This is a genomic window from Protofrankia symbiont of Coriaria myrtifolia, assembly GCF_900634755.1.
GTDB classification, from domain to species: domain Bacteria; phylum Actinomycetota; class Actinomycetes; order Frankiales; family Frankiaceae; genus Protofrankia; species Protofrankia coriariae.
This window is the reverse complement of sequence record NZ_CAAAFS010000065.1, coordinates 46,240-61,882: the sequence shown is the minus strand read 5'-3', so window position 1 is coordinate 61,882 and position 15,643 is coordinate 46,240. Positions and strand designations below refer to the sequence as shown.

Here is a 15,643-nt window from a genome sequence, read left to right as displayed (position 1 = left end):
TATGTCATGCCCGACACAGTCACCGGGGCCGTCGATCCGACCGCCGCATACACGGAGGGCTTCCTTCTGGAAGACCCTCCCCTGCGGGCTGCCCGAGCCCGCGCCGAGGAGGTCGGTATCGTCCCGGTCGCCCCGGGCACCGGTTCCATCCTGCGCTTCCTTGCCGCCTCTGTGGCAGCCCGCACAGTTGTCGAAATTGGGACAGGTACCGGCGTGTCCGGTACCTGGCTGCTGCGCGGGATGCGTCCGGACGGGACCCTGACCACCATCGACGTCGAAGCGGAGCACCTGCGGCTGGCCCGCCGTACGTACGCGGACGCCGGCATGGCGCCCAACCGCAGCCGGCTGATCACCGGACGCGCGCTCGACGTCCTGCCCAGGCTCACCGACAGCGCCTACGACCTGGTCTTCTGCGACGGGGACCAGCGTGAGGCCACCGACTACTTCAACCAGGCCCTCCGGCTGCTACGGGCGGGCGGCATCGTGGTCTTCACCGGCGCGCTCGCCGGCGGACGGGTTGCCGACCCCGACGCCCGCGACGCCGAGACCACCGCGGCCCGGGAGCTGGTCACCGCCGTCCGCGACGACAGCCGGTTGACCCCCATGCTCCTGACCACGGGCAACGGCGGCCTCCTGGTCGCCGTGGTCGCCAAGTCCTCACCGGTCGGTTAGACCGGGACGGTCGTTCGGCCAGGCTGTTTCTGCCGCTCGCGCGGCCAGGCCGGCTTCAGGCCGGTTTTTTCGTCCTTCGTGTTTTCCGCACCTTCGCGCGACCGGGCCGTTCCGGACGGATGCCGGTTTACCCGGCCGATGATCCAGATGGCTTCCCGTGTGATGGGACATCCGTCGGACACGACCCGCGCCGGACCTGACCTATGCCGTATCGGCATAGGTCACCGGGCTGCCGGCAACATCATGGCAGGGCTCAGGAGGCCAGCCAGGCCAGGAGAGTACGTACGCCCCAGCCCGTTCCGCCCTTGCTGATCTCACCGTCGTCGGAGTCGGACCGGGCGGTGCCGGCGATGTCCAGGTGCGCCCAGGGCAGGCCACCGGTGAACTCCCGCAGGAAGAGCGCGGCCGTGATCGACCCGCCGGAGACGTTCAGCGCGGTACCGGTGTTCGCCAGGTCGGCCACGGTGGACTCCAGCGCCGGCCGGTAGTCCTCGACCAGCGGGAGACGCCACACCCGTTCGCCCGCGTCCGCCGCCGCGGACGAGAGCTGATCGGCCAGGACCTCGTCCGAGGCGAACAGGCCGGCCGTCCGGCGGCCCAGGGCGATCGCGATCGCGCCGGTGAGGGTCGCCAGGTCGACGATCGCGTCCGGTGCCAGGGTGGCCGCGTAGGCGAGCCCGTCGGCGAGCACCAGACGCCCCTCGGCATCGGTGTTGAGCACCTCGACGGTGGTACCGCCCCAGCAGGAGATGACGTCCCCGGGCCGCAGCGCACCCCCGTCGATCATGTTCTCGGCGAGGCAGAGCAGCGCGGTGACGCGTCCGGGAGCCCGCAGGGCAGGCAGCGTCACCACGGTCGCGAGGATGGCCGCCGCGCCGGACATGTCGGTCTTCATGGCGGTCATGGACGTCGCGGGCTTCAGCGACAGGCCACCGGAGTCGAAGGTGATCCCCTTGCCCACCAGCACCACGTGCCGGGCGTCCACCGGCGTCCGCTGCCCGGCCGTCGCGGGGCCGTTGTACGTCAGCCGCACCAGCCGCGGTGGGCGCGTCGAGCCCGCACCCACCGCGACCAGCCCACCGAAGCCCTCGTCGGCCAGTTCGTCGGGGCCAAGTACCTCGACGTCGAGGCCGGCGGCCCGGGCGAGCTCGACCGCGCGGTCGGCGAACCAGGCCGGTGACTTCAGCAGGCTCGGCGTATTGATCAGATCACGGGCGAGGTGGACGGCACGAGCGGTCGCGTCGGCGGCGGCGAGCGACGCTCGCAGATCGGCGTCCTGCGGATCCGCGACGATGAGAGTCACCTCCCGCAGGATCTTCGACGGCTCGTCGGCGACGTCGGACCCGGCACCAGCGGCAGCCTCGGTGCCGGCAGCGACCGGCTCGACGGTGGCAGGCTCGACAGTGGCAGGCCTGGCAGCGGCTGGCTCGACGGTGGCGCTGCCGGCGCCGAGGCCATCGGCGTGCCCCGCTGTGCCACGCGGGGCGTTCGCCTCACCCACCGCGGCGGTCGGGCGCCCGGAAGCGGCAAGTGGTCGGTAGGAGGCCAACGCCAGACCCTCGGCAAAGGCCCGCGCGGCGGCGGCGTCGACACCGGCGTGGGCGTCCGCGAGCACGGCGGCCCGGTTGGCCGGCCCGGCCCGGCGAGCCAGCGCGGCACCGGCGGCCCGCCACGCCGCCGCGTCCCGCCTGCCGGCTCCCACCAGCAGCAACTTACGTGGGCTGGCAGCACGCCCCAACGGGATAGCGATCACCTCGGCCTGGTCGCCGCTGGCGCGTTCCCCGGCAAGCAGAAGATCAAGATCTATGCCGAGCGACTCGCCGACCGCGCGTCCGGCCGGGGTGACCACCGCGAACGCACCCGCATCCTCCCGCGGGAGGGTCAGCAAAGCCAGGACCGGCGCACCGGCGTCCAGCGGGGCACCGGCCCACGGCCTCACAATCGGTGGGCGGGCAGCAGCCCAACTGCTGTCCACAACGTCAGACACGCTGGCTGCGCACGCTTAGCCGGCCGCCGACTTCAACGCGTCCCCAAGATCTTTCGCTTCGTCAGGCAACAGCTCCACCACGAGACGGCCACCCCCTTCGAGCGGGACGCGCATGATTATGCTGCGCCCCTCTTTGGTGACCTCGAGCGGACCGTCACCCGTCCGCGGCTTCATGGCCGCCATCGGTGCACCTCTTCCTGCCGTCGGACCTGCTACCACCAGCGATTATCCCGGAGAACAGGCCGGGAACCGAAACACGTCACCCCGCAGCGCCACAACAGACACAGGCCGACAGGTCCGCAAACCACCAAAGACACCCCCGGACCACCAACAAGAACACGATTCAAATCAACACCCACGATAAGGACACCGCGGACGACGGGAAAGCCACCACAGTGTCGCCCGCACGCCACCCACGGCGGTGCGACACGACAGCAGCCCCACAAGCAGCCCCAAGCCCCACGCCGCATCCAGGGCCTGGCAGGCAGGCGGCCCGGCGCGGGCAGGTAGCCAGTAACCCTCCAGCGTACGGCCGCTGGTGGGCGTCAGCCCGATGGCGGCGCGGGCAGGGAACTGTGCGGGCTGTCCGGGGTGTTCGACGGACGCCGTGTGCCGGCGGTGTCGGTCGGCTGGTGGGTGTCCGCGGTGTCCGGGCCCTCAGCCTGGCCTCCCCAACCGCCCTGGTCCGCGCCCCGGGCGGACCAGGGGTAGCGATCGAGTCGGGCGAAGGAGGCCAGCCGGACCATCTCCTCGTCCCGTCGCGCGAGTTCGGCGTCGCGCCAGGCAAGCTCGCTGGCAAGGCGCGCGAGCACGGCGTCCACGTCAGCCATTCGGTATCCCCGCAGCGCCATCTCGAACCGGATACCGGCCACATCGTCCGCGGACACCGTCGGTGACGGCAGGCGCTGGTCAGCCGCGTCGCGCGGAGCGGGCGACAACCGGTCGAACCTGCCCACCGCCAGGGCCGCGACGGCGAAGACGATGGCGGCGACAACCACGATCTCGACAGCGAGCAACACCCAACGATCGTTACACGGTCGGCAGAGTTCCGCCGCATGTGCCACCCCGTCCACATGCGTACACGGTTGCCGGGCCGCTCGGAGAGGTCCGCGATGCGCGCCGGCCCCTGCTCACGCCCGTGCGGCGGCCAGGCCGTGGCGTTGGCCCAACGACCGGGGCGCGGGCTCCCGCCCACGGTCGCGTGGCGGTCCGTGGGCGGGTGACCGGTTAAGCTGGCCTGGATGTCCACCGACGTCGAAACCGCCGCTGCTCCCGGAGCACCAAACACTTCCGGAGCACCGGCCGACCCCCTCCCGGTGCTCCCCGCGGGCTGTGGCGGTGACCTGCGGCTCGGTTCGTCGACGTTCCACCCGGCCGACCTGGTGATCATGGCGATCGTCAACCGGACACCGGACTCCTTCTTCGACCGGGGCGCCACCTACGGCGAGCGCAAGGCGCTGGCCGCCGTCGACCGCGCGATCGCGGAAGGCGCCCGGATCGTCGACATAGGCGGGGTCAAGGCCGGCCCTGGTGAGCATGTCGACGCGGCCGAGGAACTGCGCCGGGTCGGCGGGTTCGTCGCGCTGGTCCGCGCCAGGCACCCCGACATCGTGATCAGCGTTGACACCTGGCGCGCCGAGGTCGGCCGGATCGTGGCGGCCGAGGGCGCCGACCTGCTCAACGACGCGTGGGGCGGCGTCGACCCCCGGCTCGCAGAGGTCGCCGCCGAACATGGGTTGGGCCTGGTCTGCACCCACTCCGGGCACCAGCCGCCGCGTACCCGCCCGCACCGGGTCACCTACGACGACGTGGTCGCCGACATCGTCGCCACGACGACCGGGCTCGCCGAACGCGCCAGAGCGCTCGGTGTGCGACCCGAGGCCATCATCGTCGACCCCGGGCACGACTTCGGCAAGAACAGTCGTCACTCTCTGGAGGCGACCCGCCGGCTGCCCGAACTAGTCGCCACCGGATGGCCGGTGCTCGTCGCGCTGTCGAACAAGGACTTCATCGGCGAGGTCCTCGACAGCCCTGTGATGGACCGGCTGGAAGGCACCCTGGCCGCGACCGCGGTGAGCGCGTGGCTCGGCGCCAGGATCTTCCGGGCCCACCAGGTGGCACCGACCCGGAAGATCCTGGAGACGGTGGCGGCGATCCGTGGCACCCGCGATCTCGCCGTCTCGCGCCGGGCTCTCGCGTAGCGCCGGGCCGAACGTGACGCGGTCCGCCGTCCGTCCGTGTCCTCGCGTTACGGCAGGCCCGTTCCGGGGCCATCCCGGAGCCCGTCACGAGGACCGGGCTGTCCGATTCCCGACACACCTCCTCGGACGTTACGATGCCGCCGCTTCGCCACCTATTCTTGGCCTGATTATTACGGAATGGTTGTGGATGTGAATCCCGTATGTCACCACGAGCCGGATCCGCTCTGATTGCCGGGTGCCGGGATGCCGCCAGCCCGCGGCCACGCGCAACCTGGAGTCGGGCTCGACTTCGGGCCGGCGCCAGGTACGGTGCGGAGTTCCAGCATCCGGCACGAAGGCAACGAGTGGCGGACGGTCGTTCTCCGGCGCCGTCGGGTCATGACATATTCCAGACCACCCGCCCACGTCCACCACTTGTTGTCGGATGTCATTTCAACGGACACCTCGCGGACCCCGGCCCTGGGGTAGGATTCACTTCTGCCACCGGACGCCAAGATCTTTTCATACATGTCGAGGGGGCTGACCAGTGTCCTTCGAGTTCGACAGCCTGTTCAACTTCCGGGATCTTGGTGGACTGGCTCTGGACGACGATCAGGCTACCCGGCACGGGCTCGTGTTCAGGTCGGACGCACTGCACGGCCTGTCGACGAGCGATCGCGGCTACCTCCTGGACGGAGTGGGAATCGGTGTAATCATCGACCTGCGAACAGCCGAGGAGGCCGACGGCGACGGGCTCCAGGACCAGCGCATCTTCCCGGAACTCGAGACATACCATCTCTCCGTGATGCCGGAGGGTCGGATCGGCCGCGAGCCGTTTCCCGACGGTCGCGATCCCGTGGCACTCGCCGAAGGCTACTACAAGAACCTCGTTGAAGGCGCACCCACCATCGGGAAGGTTTTCGGCATCATCGCCGACTCCCTGGACAGGAACATCCCCGTCCTTTTTCACTGTGCCGCCGGCCGGGACCGGACCGGTCTCATAGCAGCCATTCTCCTGAGCCTGGTCGGGGTCAGGAACGACGAGATCGCACGGGACTTCCTGCGCAGCAACCACCATGCGCACCACATCGTCGCCCGGCTGGAACAGAATCCACTGTACGGCGCGTCGAGCACGACCGGGCTCGGCCCGGCGCTGCTACAGGCCCAGACCATGGACATATTCCTCGACCTGCTGCGGTCACGAAACGGCGGTGCCCTGACCTGGGCGACTTCGACCGGCATACCCACACCGATCATCGACGCGCTGCGCGTCGGCCTCGCCCCGGGTATTACGGGCATGACCGGCTGATTCGTACGGCCGATCCTTCGTACAACCGATTCGCGTCATGACGCTGACGCGAATCGGCCATCGGATGTCCGGACCGGGCTTCGAGACGCGCCGGCGCGCTCACGGCCGGCCGGGACCGGCGGCCGGCCCGGTCAGGTAGCGGCGTAGCACGTCCTCAGCGGTGTCGATCAGCTCCAGTTCGACGTGTTCGTCCCGGGTGTGAGCCAGATTGGGATCGCCCGGGCCATAGTTGAGCGCCGGGACGCCGAGGGCCGCGAACCGGGCCACGTCCGTCCAGCCGTACTTGGCGACGGGCGTGCGCCCCACCGCCCGGACGAACGCGGCCGCGGCCGGCGCGGTCAGCCCGGGCAGCGCACCGGCCGCGCTGTCGGTCAGCTCCACCGGGAACCCGTCCAGGGTCTCCCGGACGTGGTCGAGCGCCTGGGCAACGTCACGGTCCGGAGCGAACCTGTAGTTGACCAGAACCTCGCACACGTCCGGAACGATGTTGCCGGCCACGCCGCCGGTGATCCGCACGGCGTTGAGACCCTCCCGGTAGACACAGCCGTCGATCGTCACCGTCCGCGGCTGATAGCTGGCGAGCCGTTCCAGCAGCGGCGCGGCCCGGTGGATCGCGTTCTCCCCGAGCCATGACCGGGCCGAGTGCGCCCGGCGTCCCGGCACCGTGACGGCCACCCGCAGGGTGCCCTGGCAGCCGGCCTCGATCTCGCCCGACGTCGGCTCCAGGAGCAGCGCAAGGTCGGCGTCCAGCCAGTCCCGATGGTTCGCGGCCAGGCGGCGCAGGCCGTTGCGGACGGCGTCGACCTCTTCGTTGTCGTAGAAGACCCAGGTCACGTCGTGCGCGGGAACGAAACCCACGGACGGCGTGGACGCGGCGGTACCGACAGACCCCACGGAGCCCGCGAGGACGGCCGCCAGCCGCAGCATCACGGCCACCCCGGCTTTCATGTCCGAGGTGCCGCATCCGTACAGGTGCCCGTCCGCCAGCCGGCTGGGCAGGTTGTCCGCGATCGGAACGGTGTCCAGATGCCCGGCGAGCAGCACCCGGGTCTGCCGGCCCAGCTCGGTCCGGGCCACGACCGCGTCGCCGTCACGGTCCACCCGCAGCCCGCCGAGGCCGGTCAGGGCCTCCTCGACCGCGTCCGCGAGCGTACTCTCGGCCCCGCTCGGCGAGGGGATGTCGACGACAGCGCGGGTCAGCTCCGTCGCCGACAGGCTCAGATCAAGGCGCATGCCCGGGCCCCCGTCGCTTCGTCTCCCCGTCGGCATCTCTCCCCGTTGCCTCGTCTCCCCGGCTCAGGGGGCGACACCGTGCTCCCGCAGGACGTCGTTGAGCGCGAGCTTGTCGTGGATCTCCCCTTCGGCGAGTGTCCGCAGCACGAGGACGCACGGCAGCGCGTAGTCCCCGCCGGGGAACGACTTCACCCGGCTGGACCCGACCGCGACCGCCCGCTCGGGGATCTCGCCCCGGGGGTACTCCTCGCCGGTGTTCGCGTCGAAGACATGGGTGGACGCGGTCAGGATCGCGCCCGCGCCGAGCTTCGCGCCGCGACGTACCCGCGCGCCCTCCACGACCATGCACCGGCTGCCGATGAACGCGTCGTCTTCGATCACCACCGGCTTCGCGTTCGGCGGCTCCAGCACCCCGCCGATGCCGACGCCGCCGGACAGGTGCACCCGACGGCCGATCTGCGCGCAGGAGCCGACCGTCGCCCAGGTGTCGACCAGGGTGCCGGCTCCGACGTATCCGCCGATGTTGGTGTAGCTCGGCATGAGCACCGCGCCCGGTTCGACATATGCGCCCCAGCGGACGATCGCACCCGGCACCACCCGTACCCCGTCGAAGGACGTCTTCAACGGCACACGATCGTGGTAATGGAAGTCGCCGGCGGCGGACTCGGCCATCGGCAGTACCCGGAAGGCGATCAGGATGGCGCGTTTGGCCCGCTCGTCCACGACGACCTCACCGGTGTCGGCGACGTGGGCGACCCTCGCCTTCCCCGTGTCCAACAGATTGACCGCTTCGACCACAACGTCGTACACGGGACGGCCGTCCGGTGCCTCGGACGCGTCGGGGTTCTCCCACAACGTGTCGATGACGGGATCGATGGCGGTGTCAGAAACCGTAACCGAGGTGCTCACGGTCACGACCTTAACGAGGCGGCCAGCGGCTGCCCAACCGGTTGACTCCCCGGCTGGCTCCTCCGGCCCCTCCCAGGCCGGCCTGGGAGCATGGTCGGCCCATCCGACGGAGATCCCCACATCGCGGCCCGGAGACACACCAGAAGTTCCTCGGAAGATGACCAGAAGACCGCCAGCAGGCCGCTGACACGACGTCGGCGCCCACCGGCCACCCGCTTGCCATCTGCTGCTATGGTCACCGCGATCACAATTCGGGACGTCCCCGACGAGACTCGTGACGAACTCGCCGCCCGGGCCGCGCTCAGCGACCGTTCCCTGCAGGAGTATCTGCGGTCCCAGCTGTACGAGCCGTTCGCCACCCGGGTGTGGGAACTACGGGAGAACATCACCGCGTACGACGGATGGTGCGTGGCACTCGCCGAGTCACTGGACACCAGGCTCACCACCCCGGACCTCCGGCTGGCCAGGACCATCGGCCCCCGCCGCGCCTTCACAACCCCGTGAACCACCCACCACAACCAGCTCAGAAGGCCCAACGACGCGTTCTGGCCCCGCAAACCATCCCAAAAGACACAAAAGGATGTGAATCCGTCGCTGTCATCACAACACCGGATTCACATCCATACTCAGCTACCGGCCGGCCCGGACCGGATTAGCAACCCCCGCCCCCGCTGCATACCGAAGACATAACACAGTCCGCTACGCCCCCTCGCGGATCGTCAACAGGCGATCCGCGAGCCACCCACCACGACCAACCAAAGAGGTAGGGGTCCCCAAATTGTGCCAAAGGCACAATTTGGGGGTTACCGGATGTCTGGTGGTTCTGTTGTGACCTGGACGCCGTGCCCGCCGTTGCCGTCGTAACCGGCACCGTCGTAGGCAGCCTTGTCGTAGGCAGCCTTGTCGTAGGCAGGATTGTCATGGCCGGAGGTGCTGTAGCCGGGGGCGTCGTAGGTGGGCCAGGTCGCGACGGGAAGCGCTCCCGTGCCAGTGGAGCTGGGCTGCGGGCCCCGTACCGGCTGGCCCGCGGGCGGACGAGGTGCGGACGGCTGATGGGCCGCCGACGAAGGCGCCGAGGAAGGCGCCGTCACCGGGTGTGCCCCGGTCGTACGGGCGTCGGGGCGATATCCCCCCACGGACGGCGCGGGAGCCTGCGGCGGCGGCAGCACTGCCATCCGTTCCGGAACGGTGGCGATCTGCGCGTCCGGCCCGGTCAGGGCGATCCGCACGTGCCGGCGGCCGACCTCACCGTAGAACACCCCGGGGGCGACGAGTACACCCACCGTAGCCAGCGCGTCCACGGTGGCCCACGCGTCCTCGCCGCGGGTCGCCCACAGGTAGAGCCCGGCCTCGCTGTGCTCGATCGTGAAGCCGGCGACCGCCAGTGCCGCCGCGAGCACGGCCCGGCGGTTGGCGTATCGCGCCCGCTGCTCGGCAACGTGCATGTCGTCGGCCAGGGCGGCCGTCATCGCGGCCTGGACCGGTGTGGGCAGCATCGCGCCCGCGTGCCGGCGGACCTCCAGCAGGCCCGCCACCAGCCGGGGATCCCCGGTGACGAATCCGGCCCGGTAGCCGGCGAGGTTCGACCGTTTCGACAGCGAGTGGACGGCAAGCAGCCCCTCGTGCGAGCCGCCGCAGACGTCCGGATGCAGCACCGAGACGGGACGGGCCTCCCAGCCCAGCTCGATGTAGCACTCGTCGCTGGCAACGACGATGCCGTGCTCCCGCGCCCAGCCGACGACGGCGCGCATCTCGTCCACGGTCAGTACCCGCCCGGACGGGTTGGCCGGGGTGTTCAGCCACACCAGCCCCACGCCGTCCGCCGGACCCAGGACAGGTTCGCAGCGGGCCAGCAGGGCGCCGACCTCGTACGTCGGATAGGCCGGGGTCGGGATCCAGACCCGGTCTCCCGGGCCGAGCCCGAGCTGGCCGGGCAGCTGCGCGACCAGTTCCTTCGTCCCGATCACCGGCAGCACGGCGGACGGGTCGACGATCACGCCCAGCCGGCGCGCCAGCCAACCGGCGGCGGCATCCCGCAGCTCGGGCGTGCCCGCGGTCGTCGGATAGCCCGGCGCGTTGGCCGCCGCGGCCAGGGCATGCTGAACGACCAGCGGTGTCGCGTCCACTGGTGTGCCGACGGAGAGGTCGACCAGCCCGTACGGATGGGCACGGGCCTTCTCCGCGAACGGGGTCAGCGCGTCCCAGGGGAAGTCAGGCAGCCGCACACGGCGGTGACGGGCCTGCCGAAGCCCGGTGGCCGCGGCAGGCCCCACGGGCCCGGTCAGGACTCGGCCTGCGGCGCCAACGTGGCGACGCTGGGCGGGTCGAAGTCGAGCGCCCCCACCTTCGACGCCCCGCCCGGCGAGCCGAGCTCCTCGAAGAACAGGGCGTTCGAGTCCGCGAAGCCCTTCCACTGGTCAGGCACGTCGTCCTCGTAGTAAATGGCCTCCACCGGGCAGACGGGCTCGCACGCTCCGCAGTCGACGCACTCGTCAGGCTGGATGTAAAGCATCCGTCCGCCCTCGTAGATGCAGTCGACCGGGCACTCCTCAATGCAGGCCTTGTCCTTCACATCGACGCAAGGCTCCGCGATGACGTAGGTCACCGGTTGTTCCTCCTCGGCTCACGGGCGACTGATTCCTTAGTATCGACCTGAACGGTTCCGTGTCGACACCAAGGGCGTTCGCTTGTCGTGTATGTCGTCCGTATCACTCCTGCTGACGCCGGCGCCAGGGTATCGATCCGCCGACGGGTCGCCGGGCCCCTGCCACTGACCGACGTCGTGGGGGAGCTGCTGTCCTGGACCGATCACTGCCTGACGATACGCACCAGGGACGGTTCTATCGTGAGAGTCGCCGAAACAGATCTGGTCGCCGGGCGGCGGGTCCCGCCACAGCCGGTACGCCGGTCCAGCTCGGAGCAGGCCGCGGGGCAGACGGAGGCGAACCCGCAATGACCATACGGACACGACGCCAGTTTGCCGAAGCCGTCCGACAGGAGCCCGTCGATCTCGGCCTGGCCTGCCTGCTGATCGAGGCCGAGGCCGAGCCGGGCCTCGACCCGGTGCGGGAGCTCGCCCAGCTGGACGCGCTGGCCGCGCAGACCGGCCGTCTCGCCGATGTCACCGTGCGGGATCCCGACAGCGTCGGCGGTCCTGGCGGCCCGGCCGGCGGCGCTGGTGGCGCGGCCGGCACGGCGGAAGGGCCGACCGCCGGCCAGACACTCGCCGGCCTGGACGTGCGCACCGCCGCCGAGATCCTGCGGCAGTCGCTCGGCGTACGGGGCAGATTCCACGGTGATCCCACGGACTACGACAGCCTGTACGCCTCCTTGCTGAGCTCGGTACTCCGCCGCCGGCGCGGTCTGCCGATCATGCTGTCCGTGGTCTGGGTGGAAGTCGCCCGCCGCCTCGGCATCCCGGCCTATCCCGTCGGGCTGCCCGGGCACGTCATCGTCGGTATCGGTTCGCCCAGCCGGAACGTCCTGGTCGACCCGTTCTGCGGCGGCCGGCTGATCACGGTGCACGAGGCCGCGGAACGGGTCCGCTCCACCGGGGTGCCGTTCACCCGCGCGTACCTCGCGCCGATGAGCCCGGTGGATCTGCTGATGCGGGTGCTGGGCAACATTCGGGTCTGGGCTGCCCGGACGGAGGCCACCACGACGCGGCTGTGGGCCGTCGAGCTGTCCCTGCTGCTGCCCCATCACCCGGTGCACCTGCGCCGGGAACGCGGGGAACTGCTCGTCCGTCTCGGCGACTTCCTGGGCGGCGCCGAGGATCTCACGGCGTTCGCCGACGCGGTCGGGCCGCTGGAACCGGCCGCCGCGGCGGCCGCCCGCGAGGCCGCGCACGCCGCCCGGGCACGCCTGAACTAGCCCGCTCCGGACCAGCCCTGAAACTGCTCGGGGCCGGCTCGGCCAGCCCCGCGGCGAGTCGGCAGGGCCGGAAAACTGGGAAGACGGGAAGACCGACCGTGTCCGAACCGAACCGGACCGAACCGGACCGGCCAGGCCCGGCCCGCGGCGGTCACTGGTTGCGCGGACCGGGCAGCGGCACGGCGGACAGGCCGCGCGGCGGCAGCCCGATCATCGCCACGACCACCGGCGCGAGTGCGCCGAGAACCATGAACAGGTATCCAGCGGCCTTGGCCTGCAGCAGCAGGTCCCCCTCGGGGCGCGCGGCAGCCAGCCACAGCACGATCGGCACCCAGCCGGCCAGCGGGATCACAGCGCCGAGCCGGGTACCGGTCAGCCAGCGCGCCAGCACCGCCAGGCCGGTGTTCCCGACCATGGCAACGGCGATGCCGACCGACAGCAGCACCCCACCGGGACGCGGGCCCGCGGGGACGAGGAACACCCCGTAGAGGCCTAGCGCGAGCCCTCCGAAGGCACCGAACGTGTAGGCCGACCCCAGGAATAAGCGGGACATTTCAAGATCTTCACCGGCCATGTGCCCCCCGCCCGCACGGCCGCCCTGGCCATGTCCCACTCCACTCGCCCGGCCGGCTCGGCGCTCAGTCACGGACATCGAGATCCACCCCCGCGAACAGGTCGGTCTCCCGCCCGTACGGCCCGGCACCCGGCCCTCGCCTGCCCCTGGTGAGGACATAGTGCTCGGTACCCCATGCGCGATGGCCGATACCGTCCGCCAGCGCGAAGAAGAAACCATCCGTTGTCATCTGGGTGGCGTGCGCCCGCATCGCCGCGACCTTCGCCTCATAGTAGGGATTCGCCTCGATCTCGGTGGTGACGGCCTCGTCCGGCACTGTGGTCGGCACGTCCTCGGCCGACTCCACTCCCGGGAGCAGTTCCTGGCCGGTGCCCGACGACCGGAAGTAGTCGATCCCAGCCTGGAGCACTGACCGCGACAGAGCCGTCTCGTACAGTTTCAGCGGCTGCCACGGTGAGCCGGCCTCGGGCGTGAAATCCGGGTCGGCCGCCGCGTCGAACGCACGCACGGTGATCTGATGGGCGCGGATGTGGTCGGGATGCCCGTAGCCGCCGTTCGCGTCGTAGCTGACGAGCACCTGCGGACGGACCTCCCGGACGATGCCGACGAGCGCGGCGGTGACGACGTCGAGGTCGGCCCGCCACAGGCAGCGTGGGTCGTCGTTGCCCGGGGTCCCCATCATGCCGCTGTCCCGCCAGCGGCCAGCCCCGCCGAGGAAGCGCTGGTCGCTGACACCGAGCGCCGCGCAGGCCGCAGCCAGCTCCCCCATCCGGTATCCGCCGAGCTGGTCGCCGAGATCCGACCGCAGGTTGACCAACTCCGGGACGAGCACCTCGCCCATCTCCCCCAGCGTGCAGGTGACCAGGGTGACCGTGGTGTCCGGCGCCGCCGCGTAGGACGCCATGGTCACACCCGTCCCGATCACCTCGTCATCGGGATGCGCGTGCACGAACATGACCCGCCGCGCGGGCGGCCCGGCCGGACGGCGGGCGGACACCGTGTCTCCGAGGACGCGACTGGCGACGTCCCCGGGAGCGTCCCCAGGGGCGTCCCCCGGGGCATTCGCACCGATGGCATTCACATCGACGACCGTACGAGATCGACGACCGCGGACGGGGCAGGGTGTGTCCGGCTCGATCAGTCGGTGCCGCCAACCGGTGCCGTTAACCGGTACTGCCAGCCGGTGCCGTCAGCCGCTGCCCTGCCCGCCGCCCACCGCCACCTGGCTGCTCCCGTCGGGCTGCCCGGTCGGGCTCGGGACGCTCCATGGCAGCCGGAAACCGCCCTCGCACAGACCGTAGCCGAGCGTGCCGTCGGCCAGGCGGTACTCCATCATCTGCTCACAGATCACGAACGAGTCCTGGGGCAGCAACCAGCTGAACAGCGGCCGGGCGGTGAAACCGGACATCCGCCCCCTCTCGTCGGTGAACGCCCAGTCCATTCGCGAAACCTGGAAGGGGCCGGGCGCGTACTCGTTGTGATCGTCGATACGGGTGACGCGCAGCCACTCCCGGCCGTCGTGGAACATCCGCATGTAGGCGTCGGCGCCCCCGGTCGACACGCCGTGGACGCCGGCGAACGCCGTGCCGTCGTCAAAGACCGGCCAGGCGAGACGGTAGTGCCGGACACCGTCCCAGTTACGGACACCAGCGGCGACGTCACGAAACCCGGTGCCGGTGACCTCGGTCCGCCTGCCCCGGACGGTGACCTGCCCGGCGACCGTGCAGGGGCCCTCCAGATGGACCTGGGCCATCTCCCGGGCGAACGAGCCCTCCGCGTCCCGGGTCAGGGCGATGCAGTCGGCAAGCGGGTAGGTCGTGTCCCACCGCAGATCGAGGCTGAAATCGCCTTCGGCGAACGTCACCCGGGTGCTCGACAGCGGGGACAGCGACCGCATGCGCACACCGGCCAGGGCGATGCCCTTCTCCGGACGGTCGTCGGTGTAGGGCAGGGTGAGGTTCGTGCGGACGAAGACCGGCAGACCGTCCCGGAAGACGATCAGCCAGTTGTTGGCGTGCCGCTGGTTCTCCAGCAGACCCATCCGGACGAAGCAGCCGACACGGGTCCGCGGGTCGTAGAAGTTCAGGTAGTAGCTCTGGTTCCACAGAGGCTGGTTGTCGTCCGAGACAACACCCTCGAAGCGTGCGAGATCGGCGCTCATGATGGTTTCCTTCGGCTCGTACTCCGTCCGCGGAACGGCCATCGACAGGACCTGGACAGGACCCGGACAGGACGCGGACAGGAGGCACGGACGGGACGGCTGGGCCGGTCGGGGCCACGTCCCGGCCCAGCGGGCATGGCCGGGATGCCGGGACGCGCGAGGCCGGCGCCGGGTAGCCAGGTGGGGGGCTCTACCTGGTGGCAGCGGCCGTCCCGAGGAGGCTGTCGAGGGACGGCAGGCTCGACGGGTCCTGCTCGAATCCCTGGGGCAGGACCCACGCCCGCTCCCGGACGAGCTGATCGCGGGACATGGTCAGCACCGCGTGCCATACCGCGTCGCGACAGGACGCGGCGGCGTCGTCGGCAAAGACGGTGTCGACGACAGCGCCCGCGACGGCCCGCAGCTGGCGGACGGTGTCCACCAGCTCGGCGGGGTCGGCCTTCGCGCGCTCCAGGACATCTCTGCCGGCCCGCGCGTCCACGGCGAGGCGGATGATCAGATCCGATGTCCGCGGCCCCCCGCTCGCCACCCCTGCGAGCTGTTCGGCGAAGTCGGTCAGCCGTTGTAGCTCGTCGCGGTCGAACTGGAACTGCAGGGGTAACCGCTCGGCCATCAGCAGGAGGGTGCCGACCACCACCCGGGCCTGTTCCTGGGCCATCTGGTTGGCCGGGTCGACCGCGGGCAGGACAACCTCCGTCATTGCCCTGATAATCGTCCGGAGCTGGATGTCAGGGCGCACCATCAT

Annotated in this window: 17 protein-coding genes; 6 read left to right on the top strand and 11 right to left on the bottom strand. The window is 70.6% G+C overall.

The window, feature by feature from the left end; all coding sequences use genetic code 11:
* The first annotated feature begins 6 nt into the window (after nt 1-6).
* Nucleotides 7-672: an O-methyltransferase gene (locus CM1CMNOD_RS03780; protein ID WP_013872342.1), complete on the top strand. Its 666-nt coding sequence runs from the start codon at nt 7-9 to the stop codon at nt 670-672.
* A 253-nt stretch (nt 673-925) separates the two neighbouring features.
* On the opposite strand, the gene CM1CMNOD_RS03775 is transcribed toward CM1CMNOD_RS03780, so the two are convergent.
* From CM1CMNOD_RS03775 to CM1CMNOD_RS03765, 3 genes are all read right to left on the bottom strand, one after another.
* Nucleotides 926-2,560, bottom strand: coding sequence for a leucyl aminopeptidase (locus CM1CMNOD_RS03775; RefSeq protein ID WP_237702982.1), 1,635 nt, complete (start codon nt 2,558-2,560; stop codon nt 926-928).
* A gap of 114 nt (nt 2,561-2,674) precedes the next feature.
* Nucleotides 2,675-2,842 carry a DUF3117 domain-containing protein gene (locus CM1CMNOD_RS03770; protein ID WP_013872340.1) on the bottom strand — a complete coding sequence of 56 codons (168 nt, stop codon included), beginning with the start codon at nt 2,840-2,842 and terminating at the stop codon, nt 2,675-2,677.
* Between the two features lie 362 nt (nt 2,843-3,204).
* Nucleotides 3,205-3,678 (bottom strand): DivIVA domain-containing protein, encoded by a 474-nt coding sequence (locus tag CM1CMNOD_RS03765; RefSeq protein ID WP_013872339.1) that lies wholly within the window; start codon nt 3,676-3,678, stop codon nt 3,205-3,207.
* Nucleotides 3,679-3,900: 222 nt separating this feature from the next.
* On the opposite strand from CM1CMNOD_RS03765, the gene folP reads away from it, so the two are divergent.
* A complete protein-coding gene (gene folP, locus CM1CMNOD_RS03760) occupies nt 3,901-4,860 on the top strand; it encodes a dihydropteroate synthase (RefSeq protein ID WP_083828140.1) in 960 nt (319 codons plus the stop codon).
* A gap of 526 nt (nt 4,861-5,386) precedes the next feature.
* Nucleotides 5,387-6,148, top strand: a complete 762-nt coding sequence (locus CM1CMNOD_RS03755; protein ID WP_013872337.1) for a tyrosine-protein phosphatase — start codon at nt 5,387-5,389, stop codon at nt 6,146-6,148.
* 99 nt (nt 6,149-6,247) lie between these two features.
* Here the strand turns inward: CM1CMNOD_RS03755 and dapE are convergent, their stop codons facing one another.
* Together dapE and CM1CMNOD_RS03745 are read right to left on the bottom strand one after the other, a co-directional pair.
* Nucleotides 6,248-7,381: a succinyl-diaminopimelate desuccinylase gene (dapE, locus tag CM1CMNOD_RS03750; protein WP_013872336.1), complete on the bottom strand. Its 1,134-nt coding sequence runs from the start codon at nt 7,379-7,381 to the stop codon at nt 6,248-6,250.
* Nucleotides 7,382-7,444: 63 nt separating this feature from the next.
* On the bottom strand, nt 7,445-8,290 hold the full coding sequence (locus CM1CMNOD_RS03745; protein ID WP_043604797.1) for a 2,3,4,5-tetrahydropyridine-2,6-dicarboxylate N-succinyltransferase: 846 nt from the start codon (nt 8,288-8,290) through the stop codon (nt 7,445-7,447).
* Nucleotides 8,291-8,521: 231 nt separating this feature from the next.
* Between CM1CMNOD_RS03745 and CM1CMNOD_RS03740 the strand changes: the two genes are divergently transcribed.
* Entirely contained in the window at nt 8,522-8,794 is a 273-nt protein-coding gene (locus tag CM1CMNOD_RS03740; RefSeq protein WP_013872334.1) for a FitA-like ribbon-helix-helix domain-containing protein, read from the top strand.
* A gap of 299 nt (nt 8,795-9,093) precedes the next feature.
* Here the strand turns inward: CM1CMNOD_RS03740 and dapC are convergent, their stop codons facing one another.
* Together dapC and fdxA are read right to left on the bottom strand one after the other, a co-directional pair.
* Nucleotides 9,094-10,515 carry a succinyldiaminopimelate transaminase gene (dapC, locus tag CM1CMNOD_RS03735; protein WP_083828427.1) on the bottom strand — a complete coding sequence of 474 codons (1,422 nt, stop codon included), beginning with the start codon at nt 10,513-10,515 and terminating at the stop codon, nt 9,094-9,096.
* 56 nt (nt 10,516-10,571) lie between these two features.
* Nucleotides 10,572-10,895, bottom strand: a complete 324-nt coding sequence (gene fdxA, locus CM1CMNOD_RS03730) for a ferredoxin (RefSeq protein WP_013872332.1) — start codon at nt 10,893-10,895, stop codon at nt 10,572-10,574.
* Between the two features lie 87 nt (nt 10,896-10,982).
* On the opposite strand from fdxA, the gene CM1CMNOD_RS24305 reads away from it, so the two are divergent.
* Together CM1CMNOD_RS24305 and CM1CMNOD_RS03720 are read left to right on the top strand one after the other, a co-directional pair.
* On the top strand, nt 10,983-11,246 hold the full coding sequence (locus CM1CMNOD_RS24305; protein ID WP_013872331.1) for a hypothetical protein: 264 nt from the start codon (nt 10,983-10,985) through the stop codon (nt 11,244-11,246).
* On the top strand, nt 11,243-12,163 hold the full coding sequence (locus tag CM1CMNOD_RS03720; RefSeq protein ID WP_013872330.1) for a transglutaminase-like domain-containing protein: 921 nt from the start codon (nt 11,243-11,245) through the stop codon (nt 12,161-12,163). The genes CM1CMNOD_RS24305 and CM1CMNOD_RS03720 overlap by 4 nt, the downstream gene beginning before the upstream one ends.
* Before the next feature lie 151 nt (nt 12,164-12,314).
* Here CM1CMNOD_RS03720 and CM1CMNOD_RS03715 read toward each other — a convergent pair whose 3' ends face one another.
* From CM1CMNOD_RS03715 to CM1CMNOD_RS03700, 4 genes are all read right to left on the bottom strand, one after another.
* A complete protein-coding gene (locus CM1CMNOD_RS03715) occupies nt 12,315-12,716 on the bottom strand; it encodes a DUF6113 family protein (RefSeq protein WP_237702981.1) in 402 nt (133 codons plus the stop codon).
* A gap of 85 nt (nt 12,717-12,801) precedes the next feature.
* Nucleotides 12,802-13,692, bottom strand: coding sequence for an N-acetyl-1-D-myo-inositol-2-amino-2-deoxy-alpha-D-glucopyranoside deacetylase (mshB, locus tag CM1CMNOD_RS03710; RefSeq protein ID WP_050803673.1), 891 nt, complete (start codon nt 13,690-13,692; stop codon nt 12,802-12,804).
* A 234-nt stretch (nt 13,693-13,926) separates the two neighbouring features.
* Nucleotides 13,927-14,898 (bottom strand): DUF7065 domain-containing protein, encoded by a 972-nt coding sequence (locus CM1CMNOD_RS03705; protein ID WP_193353092.1) that lies wholly within the window; start codon nt 14,896-14,898, stop codon nt 13,927-13,929.
* A 190-nt stretch (nt 14,899-15,088) separates the two neighbouring features.
* Nucleotides 15,089-15,643: a hypothetical protein gene (locus tag CM1CMNOD_RS03700; RefSeq protein ID WP_013872326.1), complete on the bottom strand. Its 555-nt coding sequence runs from the start codon at nt 15,641-15,643 to the stop codon at nt 15,089-15,091.